The organism is Allobosea sp. NPDC055353 (assembly GCF_053644975.1).
Genome location: NZ_JBSHMC010000001.1, coordinates 2,207,412 through 2,222,501 on the forward strand (window position 1 = coordinate 2,207,412; position 15,090 = coordinate 2,222,501).

The following is a 15,090-nucleotide window of genomic DNA, read 5'->3' on the forward strand; positions in this document are numbered from 1 at the left end:
CTTCCCATCATGGGAAGGTCAAGGTTCAATCCATGACTTTTTGGGAAGGTTGTGCAGCGCCCGGCTCAGGGCATCTCGACCGAGACGCTCTTGATCACCGCATGGACCGGCTTTCCGGGCGCCAAGCCGAGCAGGGCGACGGATTTCGCCGTCAGGCGCGCGGCCAGCTTCGCCTCGCCGCAGGCGACGAGCAGATGCACGGTGCTGCCGCCGGCGCCGCTGCGCTCGCCGATCTCAGCGATGGTCCCCGGCAGCACGTTGAGCGCGCTGATCTCGGCCGGCTGACCGAGGCTGAGCATGACGTCGCTGGCGAGGATGCGGATCTTGATGCGCTGGCCCTGCCGCAATGCGCCACGAGCGATCGTCAAGGGACCGGCCGGCGTCGTCAGCCGGGCCAGTCCGAAAGCCTCCTCGAAGCCGATGACCTCGGCGGATAGCAACGTGCTCGCTTCCGGTGCGCCCGGCCGTGCGGCCAGATCGGGGCGGGACAGGATGTCGGCCGTTGGGCCGCACGCCGCAACGCGCCCGTTCTCGACCATGGCGACGGTTGTGGCGAGGCGCGCGACCTCGGCCAGCGCATGCGAGACATAGACGATGGGAATGCCGGCCTCGTCGCGCAGGCGCTCGATATGCGGCAGGATCTCGGCCTTGCGGGCGTCGTCGAGCGCTGCCAATGGCTCGTCCATCAGCAGCAGGCGCGGCTGGGCCAGCAGGGCGCGGCCGATGGCGACGCGCTGCTTCTCGCCGCCGGAAAGGCCGCCCGGTCTCCGGTGCAGCAGATGGCCGATGCCAAGCAGGTCCAGCACCTTGTCGAGCTCGGCCGGCTTGCGCTGCGCACGCGGCACGAACCAATGTCCGAAGAGCAGGTTCTGCCGCACGGTGAGATGCGGAAAGAGCCGTGCCTCCTGGAAGACATAGCCGATGCGCCGACGGTGCTTCGGCAGGAAGATGCCGCGCCCGGTATCGACCAGCGTTTCGCCATCGACGCGGACATGGCCGGAATCGGGGCGGATCAAACCGCCGATCACATTGACCAGCGAGGTCTTGCCCGAGCCCGAGCTGCCGAACAGGGCGGTCAGGCGTCCATCCGAGGTGAAGGCGGAATCGAGCGTGAAGTCGCCGAGCCTGTGGCGGACGGCGATGTCGAGAACCGGATTCATTCGACAGCGATCCGCCGGCCGACGATGCGGGCCATCAGCTCGGACAGGAGGAGCGCCGCAACCGAGATCACGATCGAGATCAGCGTCAGGCGCATCGCCCCGGCATCGCCGCCGGGCACCTGCGTGAAAGTGTAGATCGCGGAGGGGAGGGTCTGCGTCTCGCCGGGGATATTGGAAACGAAGGTGATCGTCGCGCCGAATTCGCCCATCGCCTTGGCGAAGCACAGGATCATGCCGGCGATGATGCCGGGCAGGCAGAGTGGCAGCGTGACGGTGAGGAAGACCCAGATCGGGCTCGCCCCCAGCGTGCCGGCGGCGGATTCGAGCTTGCGGTCGACCGCCTCGATCGAGAGGCGGATGGCACGGACCATCAGCGGGAAGCCCATCACGGCACAGGCCAGCGCCGCGCCGGTCCAGCGGAACGAGAGCACGATCCCGAACCAGTCATAGAGGAATTCCCCGATCGGCCCGCGCCGGCCGAAGCCGACGAGCAGCAGATAGCCCGTCACCACAGGCGGCAGGATCAGCGGCATATGGACGACCGCGTCGAGCAGCGACTTGCCCCAGAAGCGCCCGCGCGCCAGCAGCAAGCCAACCGCGAGCCCCAGTGGAAGGCTCGCGAGCATGGCTGTCGTCGCGACGATGAGGCTGAGCCTCACCGCCGTCCATTCTTCAGGCGATAGTGATAGCCAGTCGATCACGAAGAGCTGGCGGCCTTGTTCAGAACCGTGAAGCCCTGCTTCTCGAAGACGGGCCGGGCGGCGGGGCTGCGCAGATAGGTCAGGAAGGCCTGCGCATCGGGATTGGCCGAATCCTTGGTGACAGCAACGGGATAGACGATCGGCGGGTGCGAATCCTCGGGGAAGGTCGCGACCACCTTGACCTGCGGATCGGCGGCGGCGTCGGTCGCGTAGACGATGCCGAGTGGGGCCTCGCCGCGCGAGACCAGCAGCAGCGCGGCGCGGACATTGTCGGCCTGCGCGATCTTGTCTTTCACCTTGTCCCAGGCGCCGAGCTTCTCCAGCGCCGCCTTGCCGTATTTGCCGGCCGGGACGGAATCGACATTGCCCATGGCGAGGCGGCCGGCGCCAACCGCGCCGGCGACATCGGCGCCGGGCTTGAGATCGAGCCTGGCGGTCGAATCCTTGCCGGCGACCAGCACGATCCGGTTAGAAAGCAGGCTGACGCGGGTATCCGGCTTGATCAGGTTCTTGCCCGCCGCATAGTCCATCCAGTCGAGATCGGCCGAGACGAAGAGATCGGCCGGGGCGCCGTTCTCAAGCTGCTTCGCCAGCGTGTTGCTGGCGGCGTAGGAGATCTTGGGCGCGGGCTTGCCGCTCTCCTTGACCCAGTTGGCGGCGGCCTCGTCGAGCGCGTTCTTCATGCTGGCGGCGGCGAAGATGACGAGGTCCTTCGTCTGCGCCTGCGCGGCATTGAAGGCAGGCGCGAAACTCACGGCAAGGGCCAGGCCCATGCCCAGCAGGGTGCGGCGTTTCAACATGCTGTTCCTCGCTCGAATTTCGCGTTGTATATCGTCGGGTATAACGATGGTTGCCGCGCCCCCGAACCCAAGTCAAGGCGCGGCGACAGCCGTGTTGTCGCAAGGAGAGGACGAGCCATGAAGATCAGCGCGCGCAACCAGCTCAAGGGCAGGATCGTCGAGATCACCAAGGGCGCAACGACGGCCCATGTCCGCATCGATATCGGCGGCGCGATCGTGACCTCCTCGATCACCAATGCGGCGGTGGACGATCTCGGCCTCGCCGTCGGCAAGGAGGCCTATGCCGTGGTCAAGGCCTCCGACGTGATGATCGCCATCGACTGACGACAATGGTCCGCGAGAACGAGATCCGCGAGAAGGAGGTCGCCGTCGCGCCGCCGCAGGCGACCGATGCCGGCCTCGTCTTCATCGGCACCATCCGCACGCCCTGGACCTCGCGGCTTGTCTGCCCGCGTCAGGGCAGGGCGGATGGGCCGATCTGCCGTATCGAACTCTTCCCGCCCTGGGACGAGGCGCTTGAGGGGATCGAGCGCTTCGAGCGATTGGAGGTGCTTTACTGGCTGCACCGGTCGCGCCGCGATCTCGTCCGCCAGAGCCCGGCCAATAACGGCGAGACCCATGGCACCTTCGCCTTGCGCACGCCCGTCAGGCCGAACCCGATCGGCACCTCGATCGCGACGCTGGTCGCGCGGGAGGGGCGGGTTTTGCTGGTGCGCGGGCTCGACTGCCTCGACGAGACGCCGCTGCTCGACATCAAGCCGGACCGCACGCTGTTCACGCCGATCGCCCCGCCGCAGCCCGGCGATTTCGAGACGGGCTAGGCGGCCGGCTCGCCTAAAGGCTTTTCAGGATCAGCCATTCGCCGCTGCTCGTGACTTCATTCGCCTCGACGAAGCCGATCGACAGGTAGAAGGCCAGCGGACTGTGCTCGCCACGGACGACGCTGGCGCTGAGCGTGGTGACGCCTTGCGCTTTCAGCATTGCGAAGACCTGCTCCAGAGCGTCGCGGCCATAGCCTTTTCCCTGATGCCGCCGATCGATCATGAAGCGCCAGAGATAGGCTGTGCCCGGCTTATCGTCATTGCGCCAGAGCATGAAGCCGACGGGCTCGTCCCCGGCATAAATCGCCCGAAAGGTTGCGCGCGGCTCGAAATGCGCCTGCGCGATCGAGATCGCGACCGGCGCGACGTAGTCGCTCTGCTCCTCCGCGACCTCGAGTCCGCAGATGGTGCGGACCGTCGCCGCGGTGATCTCGCGCAGTTCGACGGTCATGGCGGAGGGGCCGGAAACCGGCTGAGATAGGCCTCGGCTCGCGGCATGGCGTCGTGCAGGAACTGGCCGGGCTCACGCAGCCAGAGACCGTCATAGCCGCGCGATTTTACCTCCGAGACGAGGATATCGGCCGGGAGTTCGATGAGGGCGGCCTCCCAGCCCGGCCAGCGCCTGCGGGCACCGCGCCAGGTGTGAGCGAGGAAGCGATCCTTCTCCGCATATCCGTGATAGTCGAAGGCCCAGCCGCCGCCGTCGACGAAGATGTGGTTGCCGGTATGGCCGGCCGCCGGCTTGATCCAGAGCGCCCGCATACCACGCTCCCCCCATCTCGTGAGGAATGCGTAAGCGAGGATATGGCAGGCGCCGCAGGCGAAGAAGACACGGTCGGGCAGGGCCCAGCGCATCTGCGCGTCGCTCTTGCGATAGCCCGGGGTGCGCGGCTGATACATGGCTGGCCGCGTGTTGTTTCAGCGAGCCTGCTGCGGTCCGCTCACCCGTGCGGGTGCTTGTGGATCGGATCGACCCAGTAGACTTCTTCCGGCTTCTCGACCGGGTCGACATCGGTGATGTTGACGACGATCGCCTCGTTATCCGAGCGCACCAATACGCATTGCAGCGGATTGTCGGGATCGGCGTTGATCTCCTGGTGCGGCACGAAGGGCGGCACATAGATGAAATCGCCCGGCCCGGCCTCGGCGACGAATTCCAATCGCTCGCCCCAGCGCATCCGCGCCTTGCCGCTCACGACATAGATCACGCTTTCGAGATCGCCGTGATGATGCACGCCGGTCTTGGCGTTGGGCTCGATCGCGACCGTGCCGGCCCAGATCTTCTGGGCGCCGACGCGGGCATGGTTGATCGCCGCCTGCCGGAACATGCCGGGTGTCTGCGCCGTGTTGGGGTCGAGCTTGTCGCCGGAAATGACGCGCACGCCATCATGCTTCCAGCGCGGCTCGCCGTCATGGCTGTGATCGTGCGGATGGTCGTGCGAATGGTCGTGGTCGTGGCTCATCGATGCCTCCCGCTCAAGCCTGCTTCGCCGGTCCGGTCGCGACAGGCCGCTCGCCCATGCCCCATTCGGACCATGAACCATCATAGATCGCCTTGGCCGGCTTGCCGACGGTCTCGAGCGCCGTCGACAGGATCACGGCCGAGACGCCCGAACCGCAGGTCATGATCGAGGGTTTGTCGAGATCGACCCCGGCATCCTTGAACAGCGCGGCGATCTCTTCCGGGGACTTCAGCCGGCCATCGCTGGTGAGCTGCGACGACGGCAGGTTGAGCGAGCCGGGGATATGGCCGGAGGCCAGGCCCGGCCGCGGCTCCGGCGCTTCGCCACGGAAACGGTCGGCGGCACGGGCATCGACAACCTGGATCGCCTGCGAGGCGGTGGCGCGTGCCACATCGTCCGCGTTGGCCACGGCGCCATTGTCGAGCCTTGCGGTGAAGCTGCGCGGCTTTCGCGCCTTCGGGCTGTCGTCCTCGACGGGGCGCCCTTCGGCGAGCCATTTCGGGAAACCGCCATCGAGAATGACGACATCGCGCGCGCCGAACACCTTGAAGGTCCAGCGCACGCGCGGCGCCGCGAAGAAGCCGAGCCCGTCATAGACGACGATGCGCATGCCGTCGCCGATGCCGAGCGCGCCGACCGCCGCCGCGAATTCGGGGGCCGATGGCAGCATATGAGGCAGGGACGAGCGCGTATCCTTGATCTTGTCGATATCGAAATGGACCGCGCCCGGAATGCGGCGCGCGGCATATTCGGCCGCGCCGTCGCGCTTCTGCGCCGGCAGGTACCAGGAGGCATCGACCACGACGATATCCGGCGCATTCAGGCGCTCGGCCAGCCACTCGGTCGAAACGAAGACGTCTTCACGGGCCATAGGCGTATCCTCTGGACATAAACTCGGTGATCTCAGGCCAGCGCGATCCGGACGCGCCGGTTCTGCTTGCCCTTCTTCTCGATATCGGTGACCACGACCGCGCCGATCTCGGCGGTGTTACGGACATGGGTGCCGCCGCAGGGCTGCAGGTCGATATCGCCGATCGCGACGAGCCGGACGCGACCGGAGCCGCGGGGCGGCTTCACCGACATCGTCTTGACCAGGCCGGGATTGGCGTCGAGCTCCGCATCGGTGATCCAGCGCTCGGTGACGTCGGCATTGCGGGCGACCAGCGCGTTGAGCTTCTCGCCGATCTCCGCCTTGTCGAGCCCGCCTTCCGGGATGTCGAAATCGAGCCGCCCGTCACCGTCGCCGATCGAGCCGCCGGTGACCGGGAAGGCCAGCACGACGCTGAGCAGATGCAGCGCAGTGTGGATGCGCATCCGCTTGAAGCGGCGCTCCCAGTCGAGCACGGTCGTCACCGCCTCGCCGGGCGCGGGCAGGGCCTGGCCTTCGGCGGGAACATGGATGACCCGGCTCTTGTCCTCGGGATCGTAGATCGTGGTGGCGATCGCGATCTCGCTGCCGTCGGCGCGGCGCAGATGGCCGGCATCGCCCGGTTGGCCGCCGCCGGTCGCGTAGAAATTCGTGCGGTCGAGGATGATGCCGCCGCGCTCGTTCACGGCTTCGACCGTCGCGGGCGTTTCCTTGAGATAGGCATCCTGTCGAAAGAGAAGTTCGGTCGGCATGATCTCGTCATTTCACTGGCGGCGCGGAGCGCCTTCGCGACGCAGACTGCACCGATTGAGCCGGCCATGCCACCTCGTTGGCGGGATAGCGGGGATGATTTGGGACGCATGGCTTCCGGCCAGACGATTCCGTGCCTAGATGACTGTCCCGCCACCCCGGAGCCGCCATGGCCTTGCCCCGCATGAAGCCGCAGGACGGCGTCGCCTGGATCACCGGTGCCAGCTCCGGCATCGGCGCTGCGGTCGCGCTCGAACTGGCGGCGCGGGGCTGGACGGTTGCCGTCACCGCCCGGCGCCTGGAGATGCTTGAGCGTCTCGCCCGCAGCGCCGAGAGCCTGCCGGGCCGCATCGTCGCCCATGCCGGCGACGTGACCGATGCGCAGGGCATGCGCGACGTCACCGATGCGATCCAGAGCATCCACGGGCCGATCGTGCTGGCCTTCCTGAATGCCGGCATCGCCTCCGGACTGGGGCGGACGGTCGATGTCGAGACCGTCGAGGCGGTGGTCGGCGTCAATCTGCTGGGTGTCGCCAAGAGCTTCTTTGCCGTGCAGCCGCGCATGGTCGCGCGGGGCGGGGGGCAGATCGCGGTCAACGCCTCGCTCGTCGGCTATCGCGGCCTGCCGGGCGCAGCCGCCTACGGCGCAGCGAAGGCGGGAGCGATCCATTTCTGCGAATCGATGCGCTTCGATTGCGAGGCGGCGGGCATCCGCCTGCAGCTGGTCAATCCCGGCTTCATCGCGACGCCGATGACGGAGGGCCGCCGCTTCCCGATGCCGTTCCTGCTGACCGTGGAGGATGGCGCGAGGCGAATCGTCGATGGCTTCGAGCGCGGCGGCTTCGAGGTCACGGTGCCGCGTCGCCTCGCCTGGATCCTGAAGGTCGCGCGCCTTTTACCCTATCCGGTCTATTTCGCGCTGATGAGCCGCTTTGCCGAGCGGAACGGCTGAAACGGGCGTCAGCCGCTGCGGATCGTAGCGAAGGCGTCGAGCGCGCGCTGGCGTCCGAAAGCGAGATCGACGAGCGGGGCCGGGTAGGTCTCGCCGATTCGGACGCCCGCGTCGCGCAGGGCCTTCTCCGATGCCTTCCAGGGCTGGTGGATATCCCCATCGGAAAGCCCCGCCAGCTCCGGCACCCATTGGCGAACGTAAGCGCCTTGGGGATCATGGGTTTCGCCCTGCGTCACCGGGTTGAAGATGCGAAAATAGGGCGAGGCATCTGCTCCGGAGCCTGCGACCCATTGCCAGCTCGCAGCGTTGTTGGCGGCGTCGGCATCGACCAGCGTGTCCCAGAACCAGGCTTCGCCGGCCCGCCAGTCCTGCAGCAGATGCTTGATCAGGAACGACGCGACCACCATCCGCACGCGGTTATGCATCCAGCCGGTCGTCCAGAGCTCGCGCATGCCGGCATCGACGAGCGGAATGCCGGTCTGGCCGCGCTGCCAACGGCGGAGTGCCGTCTCGTCCGGCTGCCAGGGGAAGACATCGAATCGCGAGTCGTAGTTGCGGCGCGCGAGGTCGGGGTTGTGGAAGAGCAGGTGGTGGGAGAACTCCCGCCAGCCGATCTCCGAGAGGAATTTTTCGGCGTCCTGCTCCGATCCTGCGGCTTCGCCGATGGCACGGGCGTGGTGCAGAGCATGCCAGACCTGCCGCGGGCCGATCTCGCCGAAATGCAGATGCGGCGAGAGCCGCGACGTCGCTGCCCGATCCGGCCGGTCGCGGTCCCCGGCATAGCCGGAAAGCCCGCTACCGAGAAAATCGTCGAGACGCTCCGCGGCACCCGATTCTCCCGGTGTCCAGGCAGCCCGCAGACCGCCGGCCCAGTCCGGCTTCCGCGGTGCGAGCCCGAGATCATCAAGCGAGACCGTCAGCGCCTCGACCGAATCGGGCAGGGGGAATGCAGGGATTCGTGCCGGAGCCGGGATCGGAGCAGCCGGCTCGCCCTTCTGACGGGCGGCGCGCCAGTAAGGCGTGAACACCTTCATCGGCTGCCCGGTGGTGGCGGTCACCTGCCAGGGCTCGTTGAGCAGATGGCTGTTGAAACTGCCGACATCGATGCCGTTTCCGGACAACGCCTCCTTGAGCCGGCTGTCGAGCGCGATCTCCTTCGCCTCGTAGCGGCGGTTCCAGGTGACCCGGTTGATCCCTGCCTCTGCCACAACCCGCGGCAGCAATTCGGCTGGATCGCCTTTCATCAGCGCGAGCCGCCCACGCTTCCGTGCGAGCGCTTCGCCAAGCGCATCGAGCGAGCGCGACAGCCACCAGCGCGCGGCGCCTCCCAACGGTCGGCGATCGCTACCTGTATCGAGGATGTAGAGGCATAAGGTCGGCCCGGCCTCGGATGCGGCTGCGAGCGCCGGATTGTCCGCCAGCCTCAGATCGTTGCGGAACCAGTGAAGGGTGCGTCCAGTCATCATTCCTCATCCCGGCACGGCCACGCGAGGCCGCAATCCCCGATCAACGCGGCCGAAGCGGAACGGGACCGGACAAGAGGAAAGGTTTTTTGGAAGCGCTGGCTCGCGGGGCTTCGAAAACCGGCCCGCTCCTGCCGAATCTGTTATCGTCGCTCAGATTTCCAGCGGCAGATGCAGGACATCGGCGACCAGCCAGGACACGCCTGCAGTTCCGGCCATGAGGACCGCTATCAGAATGGCTTCGAACATGACGCTACTCCGCCCCAAATCGGGCGGCTGCCACTAACTCAAATTTTAACGATTTGTAAATGAAGTTCTTAAGGCGAATCACAGCCTGAACGATGGCTCCGGATGGACGGCTGTTGAGACGATGGATGCATTGGAGGAAGCCGGTCTCGATCTCGAGCTCGGAGAAATCGGCCGGAGGCTGGACACCCTGTTCAGCGCGCGCCGCCCGCGGACGCCGCCGCGGCACAAGCCGGCGGCATTCGAAGTCTCGGCTGCCGAGGCAGGGGCCGGTCGCCTGCGCGTGATGCTGGACGCCGACCTGCCGGAGGCGATCGGCCGGACGATTCTCACGCTGGCGATCAAGCATGGCTCGGGGCCAAAGCGGGGCGAGGGTCCGCAGAAAGCCGCTTCATCGGCCGATGCCGCCCGAAAGGACTGACGCGCTTCCCAGGAGCCGCGACGGCGACCTTCGCGGCTTGGGATCGGGAACCCGAAGCCCGCTCGGGCGTCCCCCTTTAGATGAAGGATCCGAAAAAACCGCCTTTGGATTTTTGGCTCTGGCTGGCCGTCATCGGCTTGACAGTGATCGTCGCCGTGTCGTCGCTGACATTTCCGGAGCGGGTCGCACCGGCCTTGTTTCAGTCGCGCTCCTCGATGCGCTGAAAAAGGGAGCGGGTGCCACCGATCCTGTCGATCAGGCTACGGCCGCAGTAGTGATCAAAAGGAGAAGAGCGCGATCATATCAGCGCTTGGGATCTTTGGAGGCCTCGCCCGGAATCGAACCGGGGTGCAAGGATTTGCAGTCCTCTGCGTAACCACTCCGCCACGAGGCCTTCCGGCCAAAACGGCCACGGCCGCTTCAGCGAGAGCGCACTAACCACAAGCCGTGCGCCGCCGCAACCCGGCATCGCAACTTCCACAGCAGCGGCGACAAATCTGTCGGGTCGGCTCGCAAGGGGGTTGCGCTATCCGGATCACGCGGCTAAGACGCCGCCACGTTGTTCCCGGATAGCTCAGCGGTAGAGCAATCGACTGTTAATCGATTGGTCGCAGGTTCGAATCCTGCTCCGGGAGCCAGCCTCCTCCTGACATCGATGGTTCGTCCTCACGGAGCGGCACAAGCAGCCTGCGGCCAGCCGACGCTTGCCTTTTGCGCGAGCCTCGAACAGAAAGCTGCCGAAGAACGGCGCGATCGCTGCACCGGTTCGATGCGGCTTCACAACAGCGGTCGCCCCTTGCAGCACCGGCGTCGTGGACGGAGAATTCGGGCATGGACGATTTTACCTCGCTGCGCCGCAATATGGTCGATTGCCAGCTGCGTACCTATGACATCACCGACCGGGCCGCGCTGGCGGCGGCGGATTCGGTGCCGCGCGAAGCGTTCGCTCCCGAGAATCTCGCCCATCTCGCCTATCTCGATCAGGCGATTCCGCTGCCAGGCACCGGCCGGGCGCTGATGACCCCGATGGTCGCCGTGCGGATGATCCAGCTGCTCGATCCGCAGCCGGACGAGGATGTTCTCGAATACGCCGGCGGCTCCGGCTACGGGGCGGCATTGATGGCGCATATGGGTGCCAGGGCTACGCTCTGGGAGCCTGACGCGCCGGCGCGCGCCCTGGCGGAAGCGGCGCTTGTTCGCGCGGGCTCCGCCGGCGTGACGGTCACAGCCACCCAGCCGGGCGATGCCAGCTTCGACGCGATTCTCGTCAGCGGCGCCTGCGAAATCGTGCCCGAAGCGCTTTTCCCGCTGCTGCGGCCGGAAGGCCGGCTCATCGTGGTCGAGGGCCTGGGCCGCGCCGCGCGGGTCGTGCTCTATCTGAAGTCCAGCGACATCGTCTCCGGCCGGCCGGTTTTCGACGCGGCGGCGCCGGTCCTGTCGGAGTTCCGTCGTCCGGCGGCCTTCGTTTTCTGAGGCGATTGGTGTCGCATTTTTGCGGCACTGCACAGACGAAACCATTCCGGAGCCGCCCAATCCGTTGGCGGGAGGCGCCGGAGCGGTTATAAATTGCAACTCTGCCGAGGCTGGGGCGATGCCTGGGCGCGACTTTCAGTGCGCACGTGAGGCGTCCAAGTGTATAAAAGCGACGAAAAGACTTCCCGGTTCGGGCTCTCCGCCGTCTTCGCCCTGGCGTTGGCGGGCGGCTGGGCGGGGCCGGTTTCGGCTCAGACGATGGAAGCCGCGCTCGCGCGGGCCTATTCCGCCAATCCCACGCTCAATGCGCAGCGCGCCTCGGTCCGCGCAACCGACGAGAACGTGCCGCAGGCGAAGGCGGGCTATCGCCCGCGAATCACGGCCTCGGCCGATATCGGTGCCAGCATCACGGAATCGGGGATTCCGGCCTTCGCCAGCACCTCGCCGGTCCATACCAACAACGTATCCCGCCTCGGGCCGCGCGGCGCCGGCTTGCAGATCGACCAGAACATCTTCGATTCCGGCAGGACCCGCAGCGCCGTCGGCCAGTCCGAATCGCAGGTTCTCGGCGCACGCGCCACGCTGCGCAACACCGAGCAGAACGTGCTGCTCGATGCGGCGACGTCCTATATGAACGTGCTGCGCGACACGGCGATCCTCAATCTCAACCGCAACAACGTCGAGGTTCTCGAAGAGCAGCTGCGCCAGACGCGTGACCGCTTTCAGGTCGGCGAAGTGACGCGCACCGACGTGGCGCAGGCGGAAGCCCGCCTGTCCTCGGCGCGGTCCCAAGCGATTCTCGCCGAATCGAACCTGAAGACCTCGGTCGCCCGCTTTCGGCAGAATGTCGGCACCGAGCCGCGCTCGCTCGCCCCGGGGCGCCCGGTCGAAAGGCTCTTGCCGAAATCCTTGCCGGCTGCGCTGAATCAGGCCCTGTCGAACCATCCGGCCATCATCGCCTCGCTTCACGGCGTCGATGCCGCAGAGCTCCAGGTCAAGGTCACCGAGGCGGATCTCTATCCGGTGGTCGGCGTGCGCGGCGTGGTCCAGCAGCGTTATGACACCCAGTTCTCCGGCGACAACCGCTTCTCGGCCAGCATCGTCGGCACGCTGACGATCCCGATCTACGAGGGCGGCCAAGTCTACGCCCGGACGCGCCAGGCCAAGGAAACGGCAGGCCAGCGCCGGATCGAGGTCGATACCCAGCGCGACACCGTGCGCGCCGCCGTCGTCTCCGCCTGGGGCGGGCATGAAGCCGCCAAGGCCCAGATCGTCGCCGCCCAGGCGCAGGTCGAGGCGGCTTCCACCGCCTTGTCCGGTGTCCGCGAGGAGGCCAAGGTCGGGCAGCGCACCACGCTCGACGTCCTCAACGCCCAGCAGGAGCTGGTGAGCGCGCGTTCGAGCCTCGTCGTCGCGCAGCGCGACCGCGTCGTGGCGTCCTATGCGGTGCTCTCCGCCGTCGGCAAGCTCTCCGCCCAGTCCCTCAAGCTCAAGGCCGAGGTCTACGACGCCCGCCAGCATTACGAGCAGGTCCAGGGCAAGCTCTGGGGCACGCAGACGCCCGACGGCCGCTGAGCCCGGGCCGGCAGCCTCACACCACGGCGTATTCGGGCAACAGGGCGGATTTCTCCTGTGGGGGAGCCGGTGGGCGCCTTGTCTGACAGCAGCGCCGTGGAATACTGCGCTCGTGGAGCAGCGTTGATTCTGTCGGCGCGCCCGGTGTCCAACGGTTAGACTCATGAGCGCGCAAGCCAAGCCCAGCGAACCGTCGATGGAGGAAATCCTCGCCTCCATCCGCCGGATCATTTCGGACGATGAGGCGAAGCCGGCCGATGAGGCTGCAGCGCCGCAGGTAGACGTGGCGCCGGAGCCCGAGCCGGTTGCGGCGATCGACGACGATGTTCTCGATCTCGGAGCCGAGGCTGCCCTGGTCGCAGCGCCGGAGCCCGCGCCGGCCGCACTCCCCGACGATGCCGATATCGCCTTCATCGAGGAGGAGCCCGCCGCGGCCCTGCCTCCGGAACCGCCGGCCCCTGCCATCGAGCCGCAGCCGGCTCTAGTTCAGCCCGAAGCACGGCCAGAGCCCGCTTCCACGCCAGTCCCCGACATGGCGAGCCTGCTGTCGGATCAGGCCAGCTTCGTCGTGACCAATGCCTTCGGCCAGCTCGCCAACACCGTGCTCAGCAACAATGCGCGGACGTTGGAGGATCTGGTCAAGGACATGCTGAAGCCGATGCTGAAGACCTGGCTCGACGACAACCTGCCGACCATGGTCGAGCGACTGGTCCGCGCCGAGATCGAGCGCGTCGCGCGCGGCGGCCGAAGTTAAGCCGGTCGCCTAGCGTCGAGGCGGCGTCGAAGCCGCTTCAACCCGTATTGCGGGCCCGGCGGCGCCGGGGCCGTGGCCGCCCGCGCTCGAAAGCGCCAGCCTCCTGCAGCCGCAGCAATCCGTAGCCGAGCATGGCGAAGGCTGTCGCCGGCGCGCCCAGCCGGGAGACCAGCATGGTCAGGCCGACGGCGACCGGGCGGGGGTAGCGGCCGGAGGCCGCTTCGACGGCAAACCAGGCCCCGAGGGCATGGACCAAGAGTTTCATCATCGCATCCTGCTCGTCGTTACGGGGATCAGAGGGGAACCTTGCGGTTTTCGCCGAGATCAGGCTTGGCGCCCGTCAGGGCCGCCGCCGCCATCTTGACGCTGGTGACGATCTTGCCGGGGCTGTCCCAGAATTCCGCCATGCTCGGCCGGACGCGCAGCACGCGGATGTTCGGATCGTTCTCGTCGTCCCAGAACGCCCGGTTGCTCGCATCCCAGAGGTCATGCACGCGCTGGCGGTCGTCAACGACGGTGGCGGTTCCCGTCACCGAGAGATAGCGCTGGCCATCGGTGTCGGCGAAGGCGACGCAGACATTGTCGTTGACCTGGATTTCGTCGTCCTTGTGGTGGCGGCGATCGGTCAGGAAATAGATCGCGTCGTCCTCGCGTTCGCCATGGGCATGCATCGGCCGGGCGCGCAATTCATCGCCCTGGCCGTCATGGGTCACGAGCATCGCGAACTTGATCGAATCGATCAGGTCCCAGACCCGTGTCTGGTCGCTGTGGTGAGGCATGTCGCTCTCCCTGTTGGTTGTCGTTGGCTGCTGCTTGGTCCAACGGGGCGCGGCGCGGCTGGTTCCGTCACAGGAGAATGCAGCCCGGCCGGAACCCCGCGGCGGCTCGCGCGTATCAGGAAGGGTGTGTCGGGGTCGCCCGGCCCCGGCAGCGATGTCGTTCCCACAATCCTTTCCCGATCCGAGGTTTTGCCATGGCCAAGACTGCAGCCAAGACCGCGCCCCGCAGCGCCCCGAAAAGCTCGACCACGGCGAAAGTGGTCAAATCCAGCCGGATCGACCTGGCATCGAACACCAAGACGAAGGTCATCGGCCTGCTCAACGAGCGCCTTGCGGACGGCATCGACCTCTCGCTGCTGACGAAGCAGGCGCACTGGAACCTGAAGGGCCCGGGCTTCATCGGCATCCACCTGATGCTCGACGGATTCCGCGCCGAACTCGACACCCATGTCGACACGGTCGCCGAGCGCATCGCCCAGCTTGGCGGCATCGCTTTCGGCACGACGCAGACCACGGCCCAGTCGACCTCGCTCAAGCCCTATCCGACGGACATCGTCCCGGTGCAGGATCATCTCGCCGCACTGATCGAGCGCTATGCCGATACGGCCAAAAAGGTCCGCGAAGCGATCGACGCCTGCGACGAGGCGGGAGATGCCGATACCGCAGACATCCTGACCGACTATTCCCGCATGCTCGACAAGTCGCTCTGGTTCCTGCAGTCGAACCTCGCCTGAACGGCTGTTTTGGGGCGCTATCCCTTTGTCATTCCGGGGCGCGCCGCAGGCGCGAACCCGGAACCCACGACTGGGTGAGACATCAGGTGCAGCGTCAGGATCGGCTCGCCCAGTCGTGGGTTCCGGGTTC

General features: G+C 66.8%; 20 protein-coding genes and 2 tRNA genes. 10 read left to right on the forward strand and 12 right to left on the reverse strand.

The genetic code is table 11. The features are described 5' to 3' along the window. Nucleotides 1-65: 65 nt before the first annotated feature. Genes modC through modA form a run of 3 tightly spaced genes read right to left on the reverse strand, consistent with a single transcriptional unit; the run spans nucleotide 66 to nucleotide 2,661 of the window. Nucleotides 66-1,160: a molybdenum ABC transporter ATP-binding protein gene (gene modC / locus ACWIEX_RS10170; protein ID WP_454032926.1), complete on the reverse strand. Its 1,095-nt coding sequence runs from the start codon at nucleotides 1,158-1,160 to the stop codon at nucleotides 66-68. Further along, entirely contained in the window at nucleotides 1,157-1,858 is a 702-nt protein-coding gene (gene modB, locus ACWIEX_RS10175) for a molybdate ABC transporter permease subunit (RefSeq protein WP_454033491.1), read from the reverse strand. The genes modC and modB overlap by 4 nt, the downstream gene beginning before the upstream one ends. After that, nucleotides 1,858-2,661 carry a molybdate ABC transporter substrate-binding protein gene (gene modA, locus ACWIEX_RS10180; protein WP_454032927.1) on the reverse strand — a complete coding sequence of 268 codons (804 nt, stop codon included), beginning with the start codon at nucleotides 2,659-2,661 and terminating at the stop codon, nucleotides 1,858-1,860. Before modA ends, modB begins: the two co-directional genes overlap by 1 nt. 117 nt (nucleotides 2,662-2,778) lie before the next feature. Between modA and ACWIEX_RS10185 the strand changes: the two genes are divergently transcribed. Together ACWIEX_RS10185 and tsaA are read left to right on the forward strand one after the other, a co-directional pair. Further along, on the forward strand, nucleotides 2,779-2,985 hold the full coding sequence (locus tag ACWIEX_RS10185; protein WP_454032928.1) for a TOBE domain-containing protein: 207 nt from the start codon (nucleotides 2,779-2,781) through the stop codon (nucleotides 2,983-2,985). Nucleotides 2,986-2,990: 5 nt separating this feature from the next. Then, complete coding sequence (tsaA, locus tag ACWIEX_RS10190; RefSeq protein WP_454032929.1) at nucleotides 2,991-3,482, forward strand: tRNA (N6-threonylcarbamoyladenosine(37)-N6)-methyltransferase TrmO; 492 nt, start codon at nucleotides 2,991-2,993, stop codon at nucleotides 3,480-3,482. Between the two features lie 13 nt (nucleotides 3,483-3,495). Here tsaA and ACWIEX_RS10195 read toward each other — a convergent pair whose 3' ends face one another. Genes ACWIEX_RS10195 through ACWIEX_RS10215 form a run of 5 tightly spaced genes read right to left on the reverse strand, consistent with a single transcriptional unit; the run spans nucleotide 3,496 to nucleotide 6,565 of the window. Next, nucleotides 3,496-3,933, reverse strand: a complete 438-nt coding sequence (locus tag ACWIEX_RS10195; protein ID WP_454032930.1) for a GNAT family N-acetyltransferase — start codon at nucleotides 3,931-3,933, stop codon at nucleotides 3,496-3,498. Further along, complete coding sequence (locus tag ACWIEX_RS10200) at nucleotides 3,930-4,382, reverse strand: hypothetical protein (RefSeq protein ID WP_454032931.1); 453 nt, start codon at nucleotides 4,380-4,382, stop codon at nucleotides 3,930-3,932. The genes ACWIEX_RS10195 and ACWIEX_RS10200 overlap by 4 nt, the downstream gene beginning before the upstream one ends. A 41-nt stretch (nucleotides 4,383-4,423) precedes the next feature. Continuing rightward, nucleotides 4,424-4,945, reverse strand: coding sequence for a cupin domain-containing protein (locus ACWIEX_RS10205; protein WP_454032932.1), 522 nt, complete (start codon nucleotides 4,943-4,945; stop codon nucleotides 4,424-4,426). 13 nt (nucleotides 4,946-4,958) lie between these two features. After that, entirely contained in the window at nucleotides 4,959-5,816 is an 858-nt protein-coding gene (gene sseA / locus ACWIEX_RS10210; protein WP_454032933.1) for a 3-mercaptopyruvate sulfurtransferase, read from the reverse strand. A 32-nt stretch (nucleotides 5,817-5,848) separates the two neighbouring features. Then, nucleotides 5,849-6,565, reverse strand: coding sequence for an alanyl-tRNA editing protein (locus ACWIEX_RS10215; protein WP_454032934.1), 717 nt, complete (start codon nucleotides 6,563-6,565; stop codon nucleotides 5,849-5,851). Nucleotides 6,566-6,732: 167 nt separating this feature from the next. Between ACWIEX_RS10215 and ACWIEX_RS10220 the strand changes: the two genes are divergently transcribed. After that, the gene (locus tag ACWIEX_RS10220) at nucleotides 6,733-7,515 is read left to right on the forward strand and encodes an SDR family NAD(P)-dependent oxidoreductase (protein ID WP_454032935.1); all 783 of its coding nucleotides are present in this window, start codon (nucleotides 6,733-6,735) and stop codon (nucleotides 7,513-7,515) included. 8 nt (nucleotides 7,516-7,523) lie between these two features. Here the strand turns inward: ACWIEX_RS10220 and ACWIEX_RS10225 are convergent, their stop codons facing one another. Next, nucleotides 7,524-8,981 carry a cryptochrome/photolyase family protein gene (locus ACWIEX_RS10225; RefSeq protein ID WP_454032936.1) on the reverse strand — a complete coding sequence of 486 codons (1,458 nt, stop codon included), beginning with the start codon at nucleotides 8,979-8,981 and terminating at the stop codon, nucleotides 7,524-7,526. A gap of 367 nt (nucleotides 8,982-9,348) precedes the next feature. On the opposite strand from ACWIEX_RS10225, the gene ACWIEX_RS10230 reads away from it, so the two are divergent. Beyond that, a complete protein-coding gene (locus ACWIEX_RS10230; protein WP_454032937.1) occupies nucleotides 9,349-9,645 on the forward strand; it encodes a hypothetical protein in 297 nt (98 codons plus the stop codon). Between the two features lie 80 nt (nucleotides 9,646-9,725). Further along, the gene (locus tag ACWIEX_RS10235; RefSeq protein WP_454032938.1) at nucleotides 9,726-9,869 is read left to right on the forward strand and encodes a hypothetical protein; all 144 of its coding nucleotides are present in this window, start codon (nucleotides 9,726-9,728) and stop codon (nucleotides 9,867-9,869) included. Between the two features lie 96 nt (nucleotides 9,870-9,965). On the opposite strand, the gene ACWIEX_RS10240 is transcribed toward ACWIEX_RS10235, so the two are convergent. After that, nucleotides 9,966-10,039, reverse strand: a tRNA-Cys gene (locus tag ACWIEX_RS10240). A gap of 169 nt (nucleotides 10,040-10,208) precedes the next feature. Here ACWIEX_RS10240 and ACWIEX_RS10245 point away from each other — a divergent pair. From ACWIEX_RS10245 to ACWIEX_RS25285, 4 genes are all read left to right on the forward strand, one after another. Continuing rightward, nucleotides 10,209-10,283 (forward strand) — tRNA-Asn (locus ACWIEX_RS10245). A 193-nt stretch (nucleotides 10,284-10,476) separates the two neighbouring features. Further along, nucleotides 10,477-11,118 (forward strand): protein-L-isoaspartate O-methyltransferase family protein, encoded by a 642-nt coding sequence (locus tag ACWIEX_RS10250; protein ID WP_454032939.1) that lies wholly within the window; start codon nucleotides 10,477-10,479, stop codon nucleotides 11,116-11,118. A 159-nt stretch (nucleotides 11,119-11,277) separates the two neighbouring features. Beyond that, on the forward strand, nucleotides 11,278-12,693 hold the full coding sequence (locus ACWIEX_RS10255) for a TolC family outer membrane protein (protein WP_454032940.1): 1,416 nt from the start codon (nucleotides 11,278-11,280) through the stop codon (nucleotides 12,691-12,693). 196 nt (nucleotides 12,694-12,889) lie between these two features. Next, nucleotides 12,890-13,447, forward strand: coding sequence for a PopZ family protein (locus ACWIEX_RS25285; protein WP_061967934.1), 558 nt, complete (start codon nucleotides 12,890-12,892; stop codon nucleotides 13,445-13,447). Nucleotides 13,448-13,484: 37 nt separating this feature from the next. On the opposite strand, the gene ACWIEX_RS10265 is transcribed toward ACWIEX_RS25285, so the two are convergent. Together ACWIEX_RS10265 and ACWIEX_RS10270 are read right to left on the reverse strand one after the other, a co-directional pair. Beyond that, complete coding sequence (locus tag ACWIEX_RS10265) at nucleotides 13,485-13,715, reverse strand: hypothetical protein (protein WP_454032941.1); 231 nt, start codon at nucleotides 13,713-13,715, stop codon at nucleotides 13,485-13,487. 25 nt (nucleotides 13,716-13,740) lie between these two features. Then, a complete protein-coding gene (locus ACWIEX_RS10270) occupies nucleotides 13,741-14,226 on the reverse strand; it encodes a pyridoxamine 5'-phosphate oxidase family protein (RefSeq protein WP_454032942.1) in 486 nt (161 codons plus the stop codon). A 194-nt stretch (nucleotides 14,227-14,420) separates the two neighbouring features. Here ACWIEX_RS10270 and dps point away from each other — a divergent pair, with 194 nt between their 5' ends. Then, nucleotides 14,421-14,960: a DNA starvation/stationary phase protection protein Dps gene (dps, locus tag ACWIEX_RS10275; RefSeq protein ID WP_454032943.1), complete on the forward strand. Its 540-nt coding sequence runs from the start codon at nucleotides 14,421-14,423 to the stop codon at nucleotides 14,958-14,960. Nucleotides 14,961-15,090 lie beyond the last annotated feature (130 nt).

Excerpts from the sequence above, each read along its gene's own strand:
- ACWIEX_RS10195 (WP_454032930.1), bottom strand. The coding sequence starts at position 3,933 with ATGACCGTCGAACTGCGCGAGATCACCGCGGCGACGGTCCGCACCATC.
- ACWIEX_RS10230 (WP_454032937.1), top strand. The coding sequence starts at position 9,349 with ATGGATGCATTGGAGGAAGCCGGTCTCGATCTCGAGCTCGGAGAAATC.
- ACWIEX_RS10235 (WP_454032938.1), top strand. The coding sequence starts at position 9,726 with ATGAAGGATCCGAAAAAACCGCCTTTGGATTTTTGGCTCTGGCTGGCC.
- tsaA (WP_454032929.1), top strand. The coding sequence starts at position 2,991 with ATGGTCCGCGAGAACGAGATCCGCGAGAAGGAGGTCGCCGTCGCGCCG.
- ACWIEX_RS10220 (WP_454032935.1), top strand. The coding sequence starts at position 6,733 with ATGGCCTTGCCCCGCATGAAGCCGCAGGACGGCGTCGCCTGGATCACC.
- ACWIEX_RS10265 (WP_454032941.1), bottom strand. The coding sequence starts at position 13,715 with ATGATGAAACTCTTGGTCCATGCCCTCGGGGCCTGGTTTGCCGTCGAA.
- ACWIEX_RS10200 (WP_454032931.1), bottom strand. The coding sequence starts at position 4,382 with ATGTATCAGCCGCGCACCCCGGGCTATCGCAAGAGCGACGCGCAGATG.
- ACWIEX_RS10225 (WP_454032936.1), bottom strand. The coding sequence starts at position 8,981 with ATGATGACTGGACGCACCCTTCACTGGTTCCGCAACGATCTGAGGCTG.
- modC (WP_454032926.1), bottom strand. The coding sequence starts at position 1,160 with ATGAATCCGGTTCTCGACATCGCCGTCCGCCACAGGCTCGGCGACTTC.
- ACWIEX_RS10205 (WP_454032932.1), bottom strand. The coding sequence starts at position 4,945 with ATGAGCCACGACCACGACCATTCGCACGACCATCCGCACGATCACAGC.
- dps (WP_454032943.1), top strand. The coding sequence starts at position 14,421 with ATGGCCAAGACTGCAGCCAAGACCGCGCCCCGCAGCGCCCCGAAAAGC.
- ACWIEX_RS10270 (WP_454032942.1), bottom strand. The coding sequence starts at position 14,226 with ATGCCTCACCACAGCGACCAGACACGGGTCTGGGACCTGATCGATTCG.
- ACWIEX_RS10250 (WP_454032939.1), top strand. The coding sequence starts at position 10,477 with ATGGACGATTTTACCTCGCTGCGCCGCAATATGGTCGATTGCCAGCTG.
- ACWIEX_RS25285 (WP_061967934.1), top strand. The coding sequence starts at position 12,890 with ATGGAGGAAATCCTCGCCTCCATCCGCCGGATCATTTCGGACGATGAG.
- modA (WP_454032927.1), bottom strand. The coding sequence starts at position 2,661 with ATGTTGAAACGCCGCACCCTGCTGGGCATGGGCCTGGCCCTTGCCGTG.
- ACWIEX_RS10185 (WP_454032928.1), top strand. The coding sequence starts at position 2,779 with ATGAAGATCAGCGCGCGCAACCAGCTCAAGGGCAGGATCGTCGAGATC.
- ACWIEX_RS10215 (WP_454032934.1), bottom strand. The coding sequence starts at position 6,565 with ATGCCGACCGAACTTCTCTTTCGACAGGATGCCTATCTCAAGGAAACG.
- sseA (WP_454032933.1), bottom strand. The coding sequence starts at position 5,816 with ATGGCCCGTGAAGACGTCTTCGTTTCGACCGAGTGGCTGGCCGAGCGC.